Origin of the sequence: Sphingobium sp. YBL2, from assembly GCF_000943805.1 — a bacterium.
Taxonomy (GTDB): Bacteria; Pseudomonadota; Alphaproteobacteria; order Sphingomonadales; family Sphingomonadaceae; genus Sphingobium; species Sphingobium fuliginis.
In genome coordinates this window covers 2,530,849-2,546,204 of the sequence record NZ_CP010954.1, presented here as the reverse complement: position 1 = coordinate 2,546,204, position 15,356 = coordinate 2,530,849, and the positions used below count along the sequence as shown (strand labels likewise).

General features: G+C 68.3%; 13 protein-coding genes. 9 read left to right on the top strand and 4 right to left on the bottom strand.

Features of this window, described 5'->3' with window-relative positions:
- Positions 1-115: 115 nt before the first annotated feature.
- Positions 116-772, bottom strand: coding sequence for a glutathione S-transferase (locus tag TZ53_RS11665; protein WP_044661365.1), 657 nt, complete (start codon positions 770-772; stop codon positions 116-118).
- Positions 773-897: 125 nt separating this feature from the next.
- Between TZ53_RS11665 and TZ53_RS11660 the strand changes: the two genes are divergently transcribed.
- The 3 genes from TZ53_RS11660 to TZ53_RS11650 are packed head-to-tail and all read left to right on the top strand — an operon-like array spanning position 898 to position 4,135.
- Entirely contained in the window at positions 898-2,127 is a 1,230-nt protein-coding gene (locus TZ53_RS11660; RefSeq protein WP_044662997.1) for a polyhydroxyalkanoate depolymerase, read from the top strand.
- A gap of 35 nt (positions 2,128-2,162) precedes the next feature.
- Positions 2,163-3,278 (top strand): GNAT family N-acetyltransferase, encoded by a 1,116-nt coding sequence (locus TZ53_RS11655; RefSeq protein ID WP_044662996.1) that lies wholly within the window; start codon positions 2,163-2,165, stop codon positions 3,276-3,278.
- A complete protein-coding gene (locus tag TZ53_RS11650; protein ID WP_044661364.1) occupies positions 3,275-4,135 on the top strand; it encodes a cupin-like domain-containing protein in 861 nt (286 codons plus the stop codon). Before TZ53_RS11655 ends, TZ53_RS11650 begins: the two co-directional genes overlap by 4 nt.
- On the opposite strand, the gene TZ53_RS11645 is transcribed toward TZ53_RS11650, so the two are convergent.
- The 3 genes from TZ53_RS11645 to TZ53_RS11635 form a co-directional block, all read right to left on the bottom strand.
- Complete coding sequence (locus TZ53_RS11645) at positions 4,113-5,168, bottom strand: GNAT family N-acetyltransferase (protein ID WP_044661363.1); 1,056 nt, start codon at positions 5,166-5,168, stop codon at positions 4,113-4,115. The two genes, TZ53_RS11650 and TZ53_RS11645, sit on opposite strands and share 23 nt — an antisense overlap.
- A gap of 263 nt (positions 5,169-5,431) precedes the next feature.
- A complete protein-coding gene (locus TZ53_RS11640) occupies positions 5,432-5,800 on the bottom strand; it encodes a DUF962 domain-containing protein (protein ID WP_044661362.1) in 369 nt (122 codons plus the stop codon).
- Positions 5,801-5,865: 65 nt separating this feature from the next.
- A complete protein-coding gene (locus TZ53_RS11635) occupies positions 5,866-6,837 on the bottom strand; it encodes a serine hydrolase (RefSeq protein ID WP_044662995.1) in 972 nt (323 codons plus the stop codon).
- 79 nt (positions 6,838-6,916) lie between these two features.
- Between TZ53_RS11635 and ung the strand changes: the two genes are divergently transcribed.
- The 6 genes from ung to TZ53_RS11605 all read left to right on the top strand — a co-directional run bounded on the left by ung (position 6,917) and on the right by TZ53_RS11605 (position 15,226).
- Positions 6,917-7,612: a uracil-DNA glycosylase gene (ung, locus tag TZ53_RS11630; RefSeq protein ID WP_044661361.1), complete on the top strand. Its 696-nt coding sequence runs from the start codon at positions 6,917-6,919 to the stop codon at positions 7,610-7,612.
- The gene (locus TZ53_RS11625) at positions 7,609-7,872 is read left to right on the top strand and encodes a hypothetical protein (protein WP_025552251.1); all 264 of its coding nucleotides are present in this window, start codon (positions 7,609-7,611) and stop codon (positions 7,870-7,872) included. The genes ung and TZ53_RS11625 overlap by 4 nt, the downstream gene beginning before the upstream one ends.
- Positions 7,873-7,911: 39 nt before the next feature.
- On the top strand, positions 7,912-8,343 hold the full coding sequence (locus TZ53_RS11620; RefSeq protein ID WP_025552249.1) for a DUF488 domain-containing protein: 432 nt from the start codon (positions 7,912-7,914) through the stop codon (positions 8,341-8,343).
- A gap of 198 nt (positions 8,344-8,541) precedes the next feature.
- The gene (locus tag TZ53_RS11615) at positions 8,542-11,871 is read left to right on the top strand and encodes a transglutaminase family protein (protein WP_044661360.1); all 3,330 of its coding nucleotides are present in this window, start codon (positions 8,542-8,544) and stop codon (positions 11,869-11,871) included.
- Positions 11,868-14,339 carry a circularly permuted type 2 ATP-grasp protein gene (locus TZ53_RS11610; RefSeq protein WP_044661359.1) on the top strand — a complete coding sequence of 824 codons (2,472 nt, stop codon included), beginning with the start codon at positions 11,868-11,870 and terminating at the stop codon, positions 14,337-14,339. Before TZ53_RS11615 ends, TZ53_RS11610 begins: the two co-directional genes overlap by 4 nt.
- Positions 14,336-15,226: a transglutaminase family protein gene (locus TZ53_RS11605; RefSeq protein WP_044661358.1), complete on the top strand. Its 891-nt coding sequence runs from the start codon at positions 14,336-14,338 to the stop codon at positions 15,224-15,226. The genes TZ53_RS11610 and TZ53_RS11605 overlap by 4 nt, the downstream gene beginning before the upstream one ends.
- The last annotated feature ends 130 nt before the right edge of the window (positions 15,227-15,356 follow it).

Below are 15,356 nucleotides of genomic sequence, written 5' to 3'. Positions count from 1 at the left end.
ATTGAACGCAGCGCGCCCCAGAGCATCGTGCGCAAAAGTGGGAACCGGTTTTGCGCTTAAAACGATGCGGCAACAAAAGCTTGCGCGACCTGCGTGCGATTGAACGCAGCGCGCCCTAAAATTCGACTTCCAGTTCCTCGACCTCATCCTTCTCCCCGCGGGCGGCGTCGATCCACTCGCGCATCAGGTCCCAGTCGTTGCTCCAGTTGCAATAGGCGGCCGACCGCTCCGACAGCGCCACGGCATAGGTCAGGAAACGCTGCGCCACGGGGGCGAACATCGCATCGGCCACGGTCGGCCTTTCCCCGAACAGCCAGGGTCCGCCATAGGCGCCGAGGCATTCGGTCCAGATTTCCTCGATCCGCTCGATGTCCTGCTTGGCCCCGGAAAAGACCGGGAACTTTTCGTGCCGCACCTTCAGGTTCATGGGCAGGGCAGAGCGCAGGTTGATGAAGCCGGAGTGGATTTCGCCCGAAACCGAACGGCAGTGCGCCCGCGCGATCCGCTCCGCGGGATAAAGGCCGGCGTGCGGATAGAGTTCATGCAGATATTCCGCAATGGCGAGCGTATCCCACACGCCCGCCCCCTCATGGGTCAGGCGGGGCACCAGCACGGACGGCGACAGAAGCAGCAATTCCGCCCGGTTTTCGGGATCGTCGAGCGCAATCGTCTTTTCCACGACCTTCAGCCCGGCCATGCGGCACAACAGCCATCCGCGCAGGGACCAGGACGAATAAGTCTTGCTGGAAATGGTGAGTTCGGCGTCGGCCATGGCGTTCCTCCCGCTTCATTCCTATGTTTCATCAATCATGATGCGGTGCAATATGCAAAACCTGTATAACGGTCCGGCATGGGACCGAATCGGCACCGAAAGAGCTTAGGACGCGTTTGAGCAAGATGATGATGCTATATAGCGGCTATCAGGCCTGGAACGACATGATGGCCCCTGCGCGCTTCGGTGCTCAGATCGCTCTCTCCTTCAAGGACAAGATGGGACCGGTGGCGGATTGGGCCATGCCCCGCCGCATGTTCGCCCTGATGGACGTGTTCCAGGGCGCGAAGCTGACGCATCGCCGGCCGGCCTATGGCATAACGGAGGTGCATAGCGGCAATGCGGTGGTCGCCGTGCGGGAAGAGGTGGCGCTGGACCTGCCGTTCGGCAACCTGCTGCACTTCGCGAAGGACGATGTCGAAACGCCGCAGCCCAGGGTGCTGGTGGTTGCCCCCATGTCGGGCCATTTCTCGACCCTGCTGCGCAACACCGTCCAGACGCTGCTGCGCGACCATGACGTGTACATCACCGACTGGAAGAACGCCCGGGACGTGCCGCTGAGCGCCGGGCGCTTCGGATTCGACGATTATGTCGACTACATCATGACCTTCATGCAGGAAATCGGGCCGGGATCGCATCTGGTTTCGGTGTGCCAGCCCTGCGTGCCCGCCATGGCGGCGGTGTCGATCATGTCGGAGGACAAGGACCCGGCGACGCCGCGCTCCATGACGCTGATGGGCGGACCGATCGACACGCGCGCCGCGCCCACGGTCGTCAACGAACTGGCCAATGAGCAGTCGATCAAATGGTTCGAGGAAAATCTGATCAGCCTGGTGCCGATGCGCTATGCCGGGCGCGGCCGGCGGGTCTATCCCGGCTTCCTCCAGCTTTCCGCCTTCATGTCGATGAACATGGACCGGCATGGCGCCGCGCACCGCGAGCTTTACCAGCTGCTGGCCGACGGCAGGCAGGTCGAGGCGGACAAGATCAAGACCTTTTACGAGGAATATTTCGCCGTGCTCGACATGACGGCGGAATTTTATCTGGAAACGGTGGACAAGGTGTTCCAGCGGACGCTGCTGGCCAAGGGCGAACTCACCTATCGCGGGCGGAAGGTCAATCCGGGCGCCATCCACAAGACGGCGCTGCTGACGGTCGAAGGGGAAAAGGACGACGTGTGCGCCGTGGGCCAGACCGCGGCCGCCCATGCGCTCTGCACGGGCCTGCGCCCGCATCTGAAACGCCATCACCTGCAGCCGGGCGTCGGCCATTATGGCGTCTTTTCCGGCAGCAAATGGGAAAAGCAGGTCTATCCGCAGGTGCGGAACATGATCCTGGCGATGAACGCGGGTTAGCCTTTCCCTAATCATTGGCGGATATGGCCGGGGGCATGGACATGGCTTCCCATCCCGCAATGGCGCATGCGCGCGCCTATGCGCCGGTGCAGCGGGCGCGCTGGGCCGCGCTGGCGGACGCGGCGGCGGAGGCCAATGCCTTCTACATGCCCGACATGCTGTGTGCGGCGCTGGACCATCTGGCGGTCGGCACCGCCGTGCGCATGCTGGAGGCGCAGCGGGACGGGGAACTGATCGGGCTGATGCCTGTGACGGTTTCGGCGCGGCATGGGCGGTTGCCGCTGCGCTGCGTCACCAACTGGATGCACGATCATTGCTTCTTCGGCGCGCCGCTGATCCGGCGGGGCGAGGAAGTGGCGGCGTGGCGGGGACTGCTGGAGCAGCTGGACGAGGCGGACTGGGCGCCGGGCTTCCTGCATCTGCGGGGGCTGGACGCGGCGGGGGCGAATGCGGCGGCGCTGGAGGCGCTGTGCGTCGAGCAGCGGCGCGGGCGGCGGGAGGTGCATCGGTACGACCGGGCGATGCTGCGGTCGGAACTGGACGCGGACGCCTATTGGGAAACCAATGTGCGGGCCAAGAAGCGCAAGGAATTGCGGCGCCTGCAGAAGCGGCTGGCCGAACTGGGCACGGTCGGGAGCCGGCTGCTGGGCGACGGGGCGGAGCTGGCCGCGTGGTGCGGGGAATTTCTGGCGCTGGAGGCCGCGGGCTGGAAGGGGGCGGAAGGATCGGCGCTGGCCTGCAGGGATGAGGATGCGGCTTTCTTCCGGGGGGCCTGCGCGGCGGCTTTCGAGAACGGGCGGCTGCATTTCCTGCGCATGGACCTGGATGGGCGGGCGATCGCGATGCTGGTCAATTTCCGGCATGGCGAAGGAGCCTTTTCCTTCAAGATCGCCTTTGACGAGGCGCTGGGGCGCTTTTCGCCGGGTGTGCTGATCGAGATCGCCAATCTGCAGGCGGTGCTGGGCGATCCCGCCATCGGCTGGATGGATAGCTGCGCGGCGGCGGACCATCCGATGATCGACAGCCTGTGGGGCGAGCGGCGGACGATCACGCAATATCGCATCGCCCTGCGAGGCGCGGGGCGAAGCGTCGCCTTTGCGCTGGCCAATGGCGTCGAGGCGCTGGGGCAGAGGTTGAAGGGGCAGATATGAACGCGGTGAGCGCCATCGAGGCGGCGGTGTTTCCGGAAGAGGCGCGGGCAGCCTTCGCGGCGGCTTATCCGGACAGGGCGGCGAAATTGAGCCATGGGCTGGCGGGGCATGCGCTGCTGACGCTGGAGGCTCTGGCCGGGCTGGCGGAGCGGATGCCCGCTGCTTCGGTCGAGTATAATCTGGGGAAGCTGCCTTTGGGGGTGCGGGCGGAGGATACGCCGTCCAACGGGCTGACGCTGGGCGAGACGATCCGGACCATCGAGACCAACGGCAGTTGGGCGGTGCTGAAGAATGTCGAGCGGGACGCGGATTATGGCGCGCTGCTGGACCGGGCGCTGGCGGAACTGGCGCCGCTGGTGGAGCGGGAGACCGGGCCGATGCTGCATCGGGAGGCGTTCATCTTCCTGTCCTCGCCGGGGAGCGTGACGCCGTTCCACATGGACCCGGAGCATAATATCCTGCTCCAGATCCGGGGCGAGAAGACGATGACGGTCTTTCCGGCGGGCGACGAGGAACTGGTGCCCGCAGTGCAGAGCGAGGCCTTCCATGCGGGCGGGCATCGCAATCTGGACTGGCGGGACGGTTTTCGCGAGCGGGGCATGGCGGTGACGCTGTTGCCGGGCGATGCGATCCATGTGCCGGTCAAGGCGCCGCATTTCGTGGAGAATGGCCCTGTCGTGTCGGTCAGCCTGTCGGTGACGTGGCGGTCGGAGCGGAGCGTGGCGGAGGGCGAGTTGCACAGCCTGAATGCGCTGCTGCGGCGGCGCGGGCTGCCGGTCGGGCGGATCGGGGCGCGGCCGGAGGCGCAGGGCGCGCGGCGGATCGCCTATCGCATCATGCGGAAGCTGGGCGTCTGAGCAGCTTGCGCAGCCACGCTTCGGCTTCGAGGCGGGGGCTGAAGCGGTCGACCTGCCACCATTCAAGGGCTTCCTCGCGGGTGGCGAGGCTCTGCTTGTAGCGGTCCTTGCCCGCGAGCAGCGAGTAGAGCGCGAGGCCGCGTTCCGCATAATGGGCGACGGCGGCGGCGTGGCAGAGCAGGCCGGGCTTGTCCTTCGGCGCGCGGGGGGCGGCGAAGGCGGACTGGTAGTTCATCGCTATGCCGTCGTGGAGGACGTTGAGGAGCAGGCCGACGGTTCCGCCGCCATCGGTGAAGCGCAGCAGTTCGACCTTTTCGTCGCGGCTTGCGAGGGCGGCGGCGAAGCGGCGGAAGGCGGGGTCGTCCCAGGCATTGTCGGCGTGGCGGCCGGTGTTGAGGGACCGCATTTCCTCCAGCCATGGGGCAATGTCGGCTGGGGCGGCTTTAGCGATGGCCGGGAGCGCGCCGCCATGGTCCTTGAGGGCGCGGCGGATCTGGGCGCGGCTGTTGGAGCTGAGCAGCGACAGATAGTCGGCGGCGCGGACGGCGGCGAGGTCGACCTGATAGACCGGGGAGCGGTCGAGGCGGGTCTTGCGGCGGGCGGGGATTGTCAGGAGCGGCGAGTCGGGGGCGATGCCGTCGAGGCGGAGGGTGCGCCAGTCGTTGCGGTTTTGCAGGGCCTGGAGGGCGGCCCGTGTCGCCTCCCCTTCCCTGCCCTTTGCGGCGAGCAGGCCGTTATATTCGATGAAGGGGCGGTCGGCGCCGGGGTCGCCGGACTGGTTGAGCGACAGGGTGGCGCTGCGGCCCAGCAGGCGGGGTTGCAGGGCATGGCCGAAGAGGGCTAGCGCGACGTCCCGGCCCTGCGCGTCGGTGACGGCGAGCAGTTCGGGGCGGACGGCGTAGCTTTCCAGCCAGGCGCCGGTCCAGGTCCAGCCGAGGAAGAAGCTGGCGGCGGCGCGGGACTCCAGCGCCTGCCAGCGGGGGGCTAGGCTCGCGAGGTCGGGCAGGCGGGTGAAGTGGGCGGTGAGGGCCATTGCGGGCCCCCTTTTGGCAGAGCGGGGGCGGGGGTCAAGCTTGCAGCACCTCAAGCTGTATGGGCAGGTGGGGAAGGTGGGGAATGGCCAATCCAAGACATTCCCCTCTCGCAGGCGGGAGGGGTTAGGGGTGGGCGCGAGCGTAGCGAGCTTCTGACTTAGCCGTTGCAAAACAACGCAGATGTCGCGCCAGCCCACCCCCTAGCCCCCTCCCGCCTGCGGGAGGGGGAATGTCCTGATTCCACCCAAACCGGTCGGGACCATCACAATTCGCGGCGCAATGCGGGGTCGACCGAGCCATCGGGGCGGACGCCCGCGCGTTTGAGGTCGCGGGCCATTCTTCCGGTCAGGAAGCGGAACCACATCACGAAATCGGCCCGCAGCGACCAGAAGGGATAGCGGAAGGTCGCGGGGCGGTTATGTTCGATCAGGCTGTGGCCGATCCAGGCGAAGCCATAGCCGGCGAGGGGCACGGCGGGGATCATCCACCAGCTTCCCGCGACCGGCAGCGCGGCGATCAGCAGCACGACCAGGCTGGTGCCGGCATAGTGCATCGCCCGCGTGCCCGCATGGGCATGTTCCTGGAGATAATAGGGCCAAAAGTCGCGGAACGCCGCCGTCTTGTCGTCCATCGCATCCCCTCCTGCCTGTGTCCGCAAGCCTATCGGGAAACGGGATGGAAGTTAAGATGGATGCGTCAGGCCGTGTGCCGATCGGGGGCGAACAGGAAATAATCATAAGCGGCCCGCGCCGCTTCGGCCATGATGCGGTCGCGCAGCTCATGGCCCATATGGTCCTTCATCACGAAGACCGAGATGACGAACATGCGGCCATCGGGCAGCGTGACGATGCCCGCGTCGTTGCCGAGGCCGTTCAGCGTCCCGGTCTTGTGCGCGATGCGCGTGCCCGGCGGCAGCATGGCGCGCAGCCGGGCCTTGCCGGTCTTGCAGCGTTCCATGACCGACAGCATCAGCGCGGTCGTCTGGGGCCGCAGCACCCTGCCCAGGCGGATCGCGGCGAGCAGGTCGTCCATCGCCCGCGGCGTGGCGGTGTCGCGCGGGTCGGCGGCGAAGCCCAGATTGGGCATGTCGCGGGCGTCGCGCTGGCTGGCGGAGAGGCCGGATTCCATCGCGGCTTCATCGCCGAAGCCAATGCCCGTCACCTTGGCGCGGGCGAGCAGGTCGCGGGTGTTGCTGTCGACGCGCAGCCCCCTGATCCCGGCGGCGCGGACCCAGTCGTTGACCGCCTGCGGCCCGCCGGCGCGGGCGACGAGGGCGTCGGTCGCCTCATTGTCGCTGAGCGTCAGGCTCATGTCGATCAGGGTGCGCACCGGCAGCGGGCGGCCGAGGCGCATGAGCGGTTCGTCGAGGCTGAGGCTGCCCGCGTCCAGCAACGAGAGGATCTTGGCCGTGACCGCCACCTTGTAGGTGCTGGCCATGGGGAACAGCGTGTCGCCATTATAGGCGAGCGTCTCGCCCGTGCCGAGATCACGCACCGCGATGCCGACCGTGCCGTCGGTCAGCGTGGCGAAACGGGCGAATTCGGCCATCAGGCGGGATTCGGCGCTGTGCTGGACCGGATTGGGGGTCGGGCCGAAGGCGTCGGCGGTGGGCAGCGGGGCCAGGAACAGGGCCAGAAAGGCGATCAGCTTGGTACGAAGGCGCGGCATGCCGCCTGTTTCCCCGATTTGCCGGAGAAGGGCAAGCACTGTTGACAGCGGATCGGCGCGGGGTTCATCACGCCGGGCCATGAGCGATACGATCAAGCTGGACGAGAGCTGGCGCGCGCCGCTGCTGCGGGAATTCGAGAGCCCCTATATGCAGGGGCTGAAGCGCTTCCTTCAGGAGGAGAAGGCGCAGGGCAAGCGCATCTTCCCCAAGGGCAGCGAATATTTCCGGGCGCTGGACCTGACGCCGCTGGACAGGGTGAAGGTGGTGGTGCTGGGGCAGGACCCCTATCATGGCGAGGGGCAGGCGCATGGCCTGTGCTTTTCGGTGAAGCCGGGGGTGCGGACGCCGCCGTCGCTGGTCAATATCTACAAGGAATTGCAGAGCGACCTGGGGCTGCCGCCGCCGCGCCACGGTTTCCTGGAGCATTGGGCGCGGCAGGGCGTGCTGCTGCTGAACAGCGTGCTGACGGTGGAGATGGGCAAGGCGGCGTCGCACCAGAAGCGCGGCTGGGAACAGTTTACCGATGCGATCATCCGGCTGGTCAACCAGCAGCGCGAGCCGGTGGTGTTCCTGCTGTGGGGCAGCTATGCCCAGCGCAAGGCGGAGTTTGTCGACCGGAGCCGGCATCTGGTGCTGAAGGCGGCGCACCCCTCCCCCCTTTCGGCGCATAACGGGTTCCTGGGGTGCCGGCATTTTTCGCAGGCCAACGCCTTTCTGGAGGAGAAGGGGCGCGGGGCGATCGACTGGGGGTTGCCGGAGACGGTGGCGGCATGAATTTCGACGACCAGTTGCACCGCTATTTCGGGGTGCGGGATGTGGACGCGCTGACGCCCGATGCCCTGGAAGCGGGGCTGGAGCGCATGCGGGTGGATTTCGGGCTGGAGACGGACGGGCGGCGGCGCTTTGCGCTGTGGTCGCTGATGTTCCTGCTGGGGGCGGCGCCCGATCTGGACGAGGCGTTCGAGGACCCGGCGGACCGGGACGCGGCGCGCGACTTCATGGAGATGATGGAGCGGGCCGAGGGGAACGAGTAGCGTTTTGCCGCCGCGCAGGAACAGGCTAGTCTGTCGGGCATGCGAATCTTCACCATCGGCTATGAGGGCGCGACGCAGGACGAGGTGATCGCCGCCCTGCGCGCGGCGGGCGTGACGATGCTGGCCGATGTGCGGGCGGTGCCGCTGTCGCGGCGGCCGGGCTTTTCCAAGAATATCCTCGCCGCCGGGCTGCGCGAGGCGGGGATCGATTATGTCGGGTTGAAGGCGCTGGGCACGCCCGCCGCCGGGCGGGAGGCGGCGCGCAAGGGGCAGCACCAGCGGCTGGCGGAGATTTATGCGGGGCAGTTGGAGCTGCCCGAGGCGATGGTGCAAGCGGCGCAACTGGTGGAGATGGCGGAGGAGCAGGCCGTGGCGCTGCTGTGCTTCGAGCGGGATGCGGCGGCCTGCCACCGGTCGTTGCTGATCGATGCGGTCATGCCGGATGCGGAGCGGGTGGATCTGGTGCCTTGAGGAGCGCGCTTCCCCTCCCCTTCAGGGGAGGGGATTGAGGGGTGGGGGCGTGCCCTAAGGGAAAGCTGGGAGTAACGGCCTGCCCCCACCCCAACCCCTCCCCTGAAGGGGAGGGGCTTCTATATATAAATTCAGTTTCTTTGCCGCCGAAGCGATTCCATATTGCATTGCAGCAGGGGGTGGCGTTTCATCGCTTTCATGCTGAAGGCCGCGCTCCACCACCTGACGTCCTATCGCTACAGTCGCCCGATCACGCTTGGGCCGCAGGTGATCCGGTTGCGGCCCGCGCCGCACAGCCGGACGAAAATCCCCAATTATGCGTTGAAGATCGATCCGCCGGGGCATTTCCTGAACTGGCAGCAGGACCCGCACGGCAACTGGCTGGCGCGGATCGTCTTTCCCGAGCCGGTCGACCGTTTCTCCGTCGAGGTCGACCTGCTGGCCGATCTCGACATCATCAATCCATTCGATTTCTTCGTGGAGCCTTATGCGGAGGAGTATCCCTTCGCCTATGACGAGCAGTTGAAGACCGACCTTGCCGCCTATTTCGACCTGGAGGATCAGGGGCCGCTGTTCGAGGCTCTGGTGGAGAGCCACAAGGGGTTTGAGGGGCGGACGATCGACTTTCTGGTCGAGGTGAACCGGCAGCTTCAGCAACGGGTCGGCTATGTGATCCGGATGGAGGCCGGTGTGCAGTCGCCGGAGGAGACGCTGGAGATCGGCACCGGGTCGTGCCGGGATTCGGCGTGGCTGCTGGTGCAGTTGCTGCGGCGGCTGGGCTTTGCGGCGCGCTTCGTATCGGGATACTCGATCCAGCTTGTGGCCGATGTCGAGCCGCTGGAGGGGCCGAAGGGGGTTTCGCAGGACGTGGTCGATCTCCACGCCTGGGCGGAGGCCTATGTGCCGGGCGCGGGTTGGGTGGCGCTCGATGCGACTTCGGGGATGTTCGCCGGAGAGGGGCATATCCCGCTCTGCGCGACGCCGCATTATCGTTCCGCCGCGCCGATCAGCGGGATGGCGGAACCGGCGGAGGTCGACTTTCACTTTTCCATGGGCGTCAGCCGCATTGCCGAGGCGGTGCGGATCACCAAGCCCTTCACCGATGCGCGCTGGGATGCGGTGATGGCCTTGGGCGCGCAGGTGGATGCCGACTTGCAGGCGCAGGACGTGCGGCTGACGACCGGGGGCGAGCCGACCTTCGTGGCGGAGAATGGCGGCGATGCGGGCGAGTGGAACGGCGATGCCGTGGGACCGACCAAGGCGGGTTATGCCGACCGGCTGATCCGGGGGCTGCGGGAGGCCTTCGCGCCGGGCGGGATGCTGCATCATGGGCAGGGCAAATGGTATCCGGGCGAGAGCCTGCCGCGCTGGGCCTATGCGGTCTACTGGCGGCAGGACGGGGTGCCGATCTGGCGCGATGCGGCGCTGATCGCGGATGAGGTCGCGCCGGAGGACGCGCGGGCGGTGACGGCGGAGGATGCGCAGGCCTTCATCGCGCATATGGCGGGGGCGATGGGCTTTTCCGCCGATCATATCCAGCCGGTTTTCGAAGACCCGGCGGTATGGGCGGTCAAGGAGGCGGACCTGCCGGTCAACACCTCGCCCGACGATCCCAAGATCGCCGATCCGGAGGCGCGGGCGCGGATGGTGCGGGCGTTCGAGCGGGGGCTGGACCAGCCGGTCGGCTATGTGCTGCCGGTGCAGCGGTGGCAGGCTCAGGCCGCGACGCCGCGCTGGCAGAGCGAGATTTGGCAATTGCGGCGCGGGCGGCTGTTCGCGGTGCCGGGGGATTCGGCCCTGGGCTATCGCCTGCCCCTGGGGTCGTTGCCGCATGTGCCGGAGGCGGCCTTTCCCTATATCCATCCCCGCGATCCGAGCGAGCCGCGCGGGCCGTTGCCGGATTTCCGGGCGACGGTGGACGAGGTTCACGCCCAGCCGGTGCAGCGGGTGCCCGACGCGCCGGGCGGGGCCGTGGCGCAGGAGCGGGTCGAGCAGTTCCATATCGAGGGGGCGGTGCGCACCGCCGTGACGGTGGAGCCGAGGGGGCATTTCCTGTCCATCTTCCTGCCGCCGGTGGAGGCGCTGGAGGATTATCTGGAACTGATCGCGCAGGTCGAGGGCGCGGCGGAGGCGATGCGGATTCCGGTGCGGATAGAGGGCTATGCGCCGCCGCCCGACCCGCGCCTGCAGGTGCTGAAGGCCACGCCCGATCCCGGCGTGATCGAGGTGAATATCCAGCCTTCTTCAAGCTGGGACGAGACGGTGGAGATCACCGAGCGGCTCTATGCGCTGGCGCGGACCTGCGACCTTACCGCCGACAAGTTCATGGTCGACGGGCGTTCGGTGGGGACCGGGGGCGGCAATCATATCGTGCTGGGGGGGCCGAGTTTGAACGACTCGCCCTTCATCCGGCGGCCCGACCTGCTGAAGAGTTTTGTGCTCTATTGGCAGCGGCATCCTTCGCTGTCCTACCTGTTTTCGGGGCTGTGCATCGGGCCGACCAGCCAGGCTCCGCGCATCGACGAGGCGCGGCATGACGGGCTGTACGAGCTGGAGATCGCGCTGGCGCAGGTGCCTGCTCCCGGTGATGGCGATGCGCCGCCGCCATGGCTGGTGGACCGGCTGTTCCGCAACCTGCTGGTCGATGTGACGGGCAATACCCATCGCACCGAAATCTGCATCGACAAGATGTTCTCCCCCGACGGGCCGACCGGGCGGCTTGGGCTGCTGGAGTTTCGGGGCTTCGAGATGCCGCCGGAGCCGAGGATGAGCCTTGCCCAGCAATTGCTGTTGCGGGCGCTGACGGCGTGGTTCTGGCGGCAGCCGCAGCAGGGCGGTCTGGTGCGCTGGGGAACGGCGCTGCACGACCGTTTCATGCTGCCGCATTTCGTCTGGGCGGATTTTCTGGAGGTGCTGGGCGACCTGCGCGGGGCGGGTTACGCGTTCGATCCCAACTGGTTCGAGGCGCAGCGGCAGTTCCGTTTTCCGGTGCATGGCGCGGTGGATGCGGGCGGCGTGGGGCTGGAGATTGCCCATGCGCTGGAGCCGTGGAACGTGCTGGGCGAGACCGGGGCGATTGGGGGGACCGTGCGCTATGTCGACAGTTCGACCGAGCGGTTGCAGGTGCGGGCGACGGGGCTGGTCGCGGGGCGGCATGTCGTCGCCTGCAACGGGCGGCGCGTGCCGATGACGCCGACCGCCGTGCCGGGCGAGGCGGTGGGCGGCGTGCGGTACAAGGCCTGGGCGCCGGCCGCCTGCCTGCACCCTGCCCTGCCGGTCAACGCGCCGCTGACCTTCGACGTGCTGGATAGCTGGAGCGGTCGGTCGCTGGGCGGCTGCGTCTATCATGTCGCGCATCCGGGCGGGCGCAATTACGACACGCTGCCGATCAACGCCTATGAGGCGGAGGCGCGGCGCAAGGCGCGGTTTCAGGACCATGGCCATACGCCGGGGCCGGTCGACATGCCGCCCGCCGAGGCCCCGGGCGAATTTCCGATGACGCTGGACCTGCGTTTCCGGCATCCATGACCGTGGCGAGCGCCCCTGTCGTGGAAGCGGCCGGTTGGGCCGACGCCTATCTGGCGCGGGCGCCGGAGGGCGACCTGTTCGCCGGAGCGAGCGCGGAGATGGCCGGGCACTGGCGGACGATGCTGGAGCGGCTGTCGGCGCAGGCGCAGGGCGATCCGGCGGTGCTGGCGGGCAATGTCGAGCGGCAGGCGGTCGACCTGGGGCTGGCGTTCCGGCTGACCGGGGACCAGCAGGAAAGGCCCTGGCCGCTCAGCCCCATTCCGCTGCTGATCGGGGCGCGGGAATGGACGCATATCGAGCAGGGGCTGATCCAGCGGGCGCAGTTGCTGGAGCGGGTGATCAGCGACATCTATTCCACCCAATCGCTGGTCCGCGATGGGAAGCTGCCCGCGAGCGTGATCACCGGCAGCCCGCATCACTGGAGGGTGATGACCGGCGCGCCGCCGCCGCATGGGCATTTCGTCCATTTTTACGCCGCCGATCTGGCGCGGGGGCCGCAGGGCGATTGGCGGGTGCTGGCGGACCGGGTGCGGACGCCCGTGGGCGTCGGTTATGCGCTGGAGAACCGGCTGGCCCTGTCGCGGGCGACCGGGGACCTGCTGGGCGCGCTCAATGTGCGGCGGCTGGCGCCGTTCCTGAGCGACCTGCGGCGCGGGCTGGCGGCGGATTGCGAGCGGAGCGATCCGCGCATCGGGCTGCTGTCGCCGGGGCGGTTCAACCAGAGCTATGCCGAGCAAGCGCATCTGGCGCGCTATCTGGGCCTGTTGCTGGTCGAGGGCGACGACCTGATCGTGTCGGACGGGCAATTGTTCGTGCGGACGATCCAGGGATTGAAGCGGGTCGATGGCCTCTGGCGCTGGATGGACAGCCGCTTCCTCGATCCGCTGGCGTTCGACGCGGAATCGCGGATCGGCGTGCCGGACCTGTTCGACGCCTGCGTCAAGGGCGGGCTGATGCTGGCCAACTGGCCGGGCGTGGGCGTGATCGAATCGCGGGCGATGGCGGCCTTCCTGCCGGGGCTGGCGCGGGAGGTGCTGGGGGCGGACCTCATCCTGCCCAATATCGCGACATGGTGGTGCGGACAGGCGGCCGAGCGGGCGCATGTGGCGGGGGCGATGGACGAGCTGGTGGTGGGGTCCGCCTTCGACCGGGACGTGGCGGGGCTGACGGGCACGCGGTTCCTGCCCGGATCGGGGATGGATGCGGCGCAGCGGGCGGCCCTGCTGGGGGCGATGGCGCGGCGGCCGATGGATTATGTCGGGCAGGAAGTGGTGCGGCTGTCGACCACGCCCGCGATCGTCGGGGGCAGGCTGACCGCCCTGCCCTTCACCCTGCGGGTGTTCGTGGCGCGGGACGAGCTGGGGCAATGGCGGATCATGCCGGGCGCCTTTGCGCGGCTGGCGGCGCATGGCGACATTCGCGCCGCGCTGATGGGCGAAGGCGACCTGTCGGCGGACATGTGCGTGCTGGACGGCAAGCCGGTGCCGCAGGACGGGCTGTCGGCGGCGGCTCCGGCGATCCGGCGGGTGGGCGGCATGCTGCCCGCCAAGGCGGCGGACAATCTTTATTGGCTGGGCCGCTATATCGAGCGGATGGAGATGACGGCGCGGGTGATCCGGGCGATCGTCGGCGGGTCCATCGAAGCCGATCTGGGGCCGGCGGTGGGATCGCCCGCCATGGACCGGCTGATGGGACAGCTTGCGTCCTGGGGCGCGATCCCGGCTGTTGCGGGGGCGGTCGGGCCGCTCTGCGCGCAGGCGTTGGGCGATGGCGCGCAGCCGGGCAGCGTGCGGGCCCTGCTGGCGGCGGTGGCGGGCATAGGGGAAGGGCTGCGCGACCGGCTGGCGGTGGATTATTGGCGGCTGGTGCGGCTGCCCCTGCCCGATTTCGACGGCGGGGTGACGGAGACCCTGCTGAAGGCGTCATCCCGGATGATCGAGCGGATTTCGGCGCTGTCCGGGCTGGCGGCGGAGAATATGGGGCGGACCGAGGGGTGGCGCTTCCACGACATGGGGCGGCGGATGGAGCGGGCGATCAATGGCTGCCGTCTGGCCATGCTGTTCGGGGGCGATGGGGCTTCGGCGGACGACCTGACCGTGCTGCTGGACCTCAACGACAGCCAGATCAGCTATCGCAACCGCTATCTGGCCGGGCCCGCCCTGGCGCCGGTGCGCGATCTGGTGGCGCTGGAGCCGCATAATCCGCGCTCCATCGTCTATCAGGCGGAGAGGCTGGCGGAGCATGTCGGGGCGCTGCCGACGCTGCATGGCGATGGCATGCCCGAGGAGCCCCAACGGCTGGCGGCGATGCTGGCGGCGCGGCTGGCGCCGCTGACGGGGGATGTGCTCGGCATGGCGGACTTGAGCGATGCGGAGGGCCGGTTGCTGGAACTGTCGGACGCCATCGGCCAGCGCTATTTCCTGCAGCGGCGCAAGGAAAAGAGCGAGGGCGCCAGCCTGCTGTCATGATCTACCGCATCCGGCATCAGACCATCGTGCATTATGATGCGCCGGTGCAACTGGCGCGCCTGAACCTGCGGCTGCGGCCCGCGCCCTGGCCGGGGCAGTGGACGTCGGACTATCATCTGGCGGTCGATCCGGCGCCTTCCTCCATCGAATCGCGGCCGGGGGCATGGCCCGTGCATGTCGCCCGGCTGGAGATCGACAGCCCGCTGCGCCGGATCAGCATCGACAGCAGCTTTCGCGCCGGGGTGCAGGGCGGGCCGGCGGCGGAAGCGCGGGACGATGATCCCACCGTCGGCGCGGTGGCGGAGGCGGCGCTGGTGGCGCGGGACATGGGACCGGCGGGGCCGGCGCATTATCTCCACGCCTCGCAGCGCGTGCCGCTGGTGGCGGAGATCGGGGCTTGGGCGGCGGATTTGCTTGTCCCGGAGCGACCGATTGTCGGGGCCGCGCTGGCGCTGGCGCAGCGGATCAAGGGCGAATTCGCTTATGTGAGCGGGGCGACGGACGCGGCGACGCCAGTGGCGGAGGCCTTTGCGGCGCGCCATGGGGTGTGCCAGGACTTTGCCCATGTGATGGTGGCGGCCTTGCGCTGGTTCGGGCTGCCCGCCGCCTATGTCAGCGGCTATCTGCGCACCGATCCGCCGCCGGGCATGGCGCGGCTGGTGGGCGCGGACGCGATGCATGCCTGGGCGATGCTGTGGTGCGGGCCGGCGCGGGGGTGGATCGGCCTTGATCCGACCAACGGCGTGATCGCCGGGGACGGGCATCTGTTCGTCGCCATGGGGCGGGACTATGCCGATGTCGCGCCGATGGACGGGCTGTTCGTCGGCGGCGCGGGCCAGAGCGTGCAGGTGATGGTGGACGTCATGCCGGAGGATGAAGCGGCGTAAGGCGCGCCCGGAGCGCGCTGCGCCAATCGCACGCAGCGCGCTCCGGCTTTCTGCCGCATCCTTTCCAGAGCATCGTGCGCAAAAGTGGGAACCGGTTTTGCGCACGATGCTCCGGCGGCTCTACCACCCT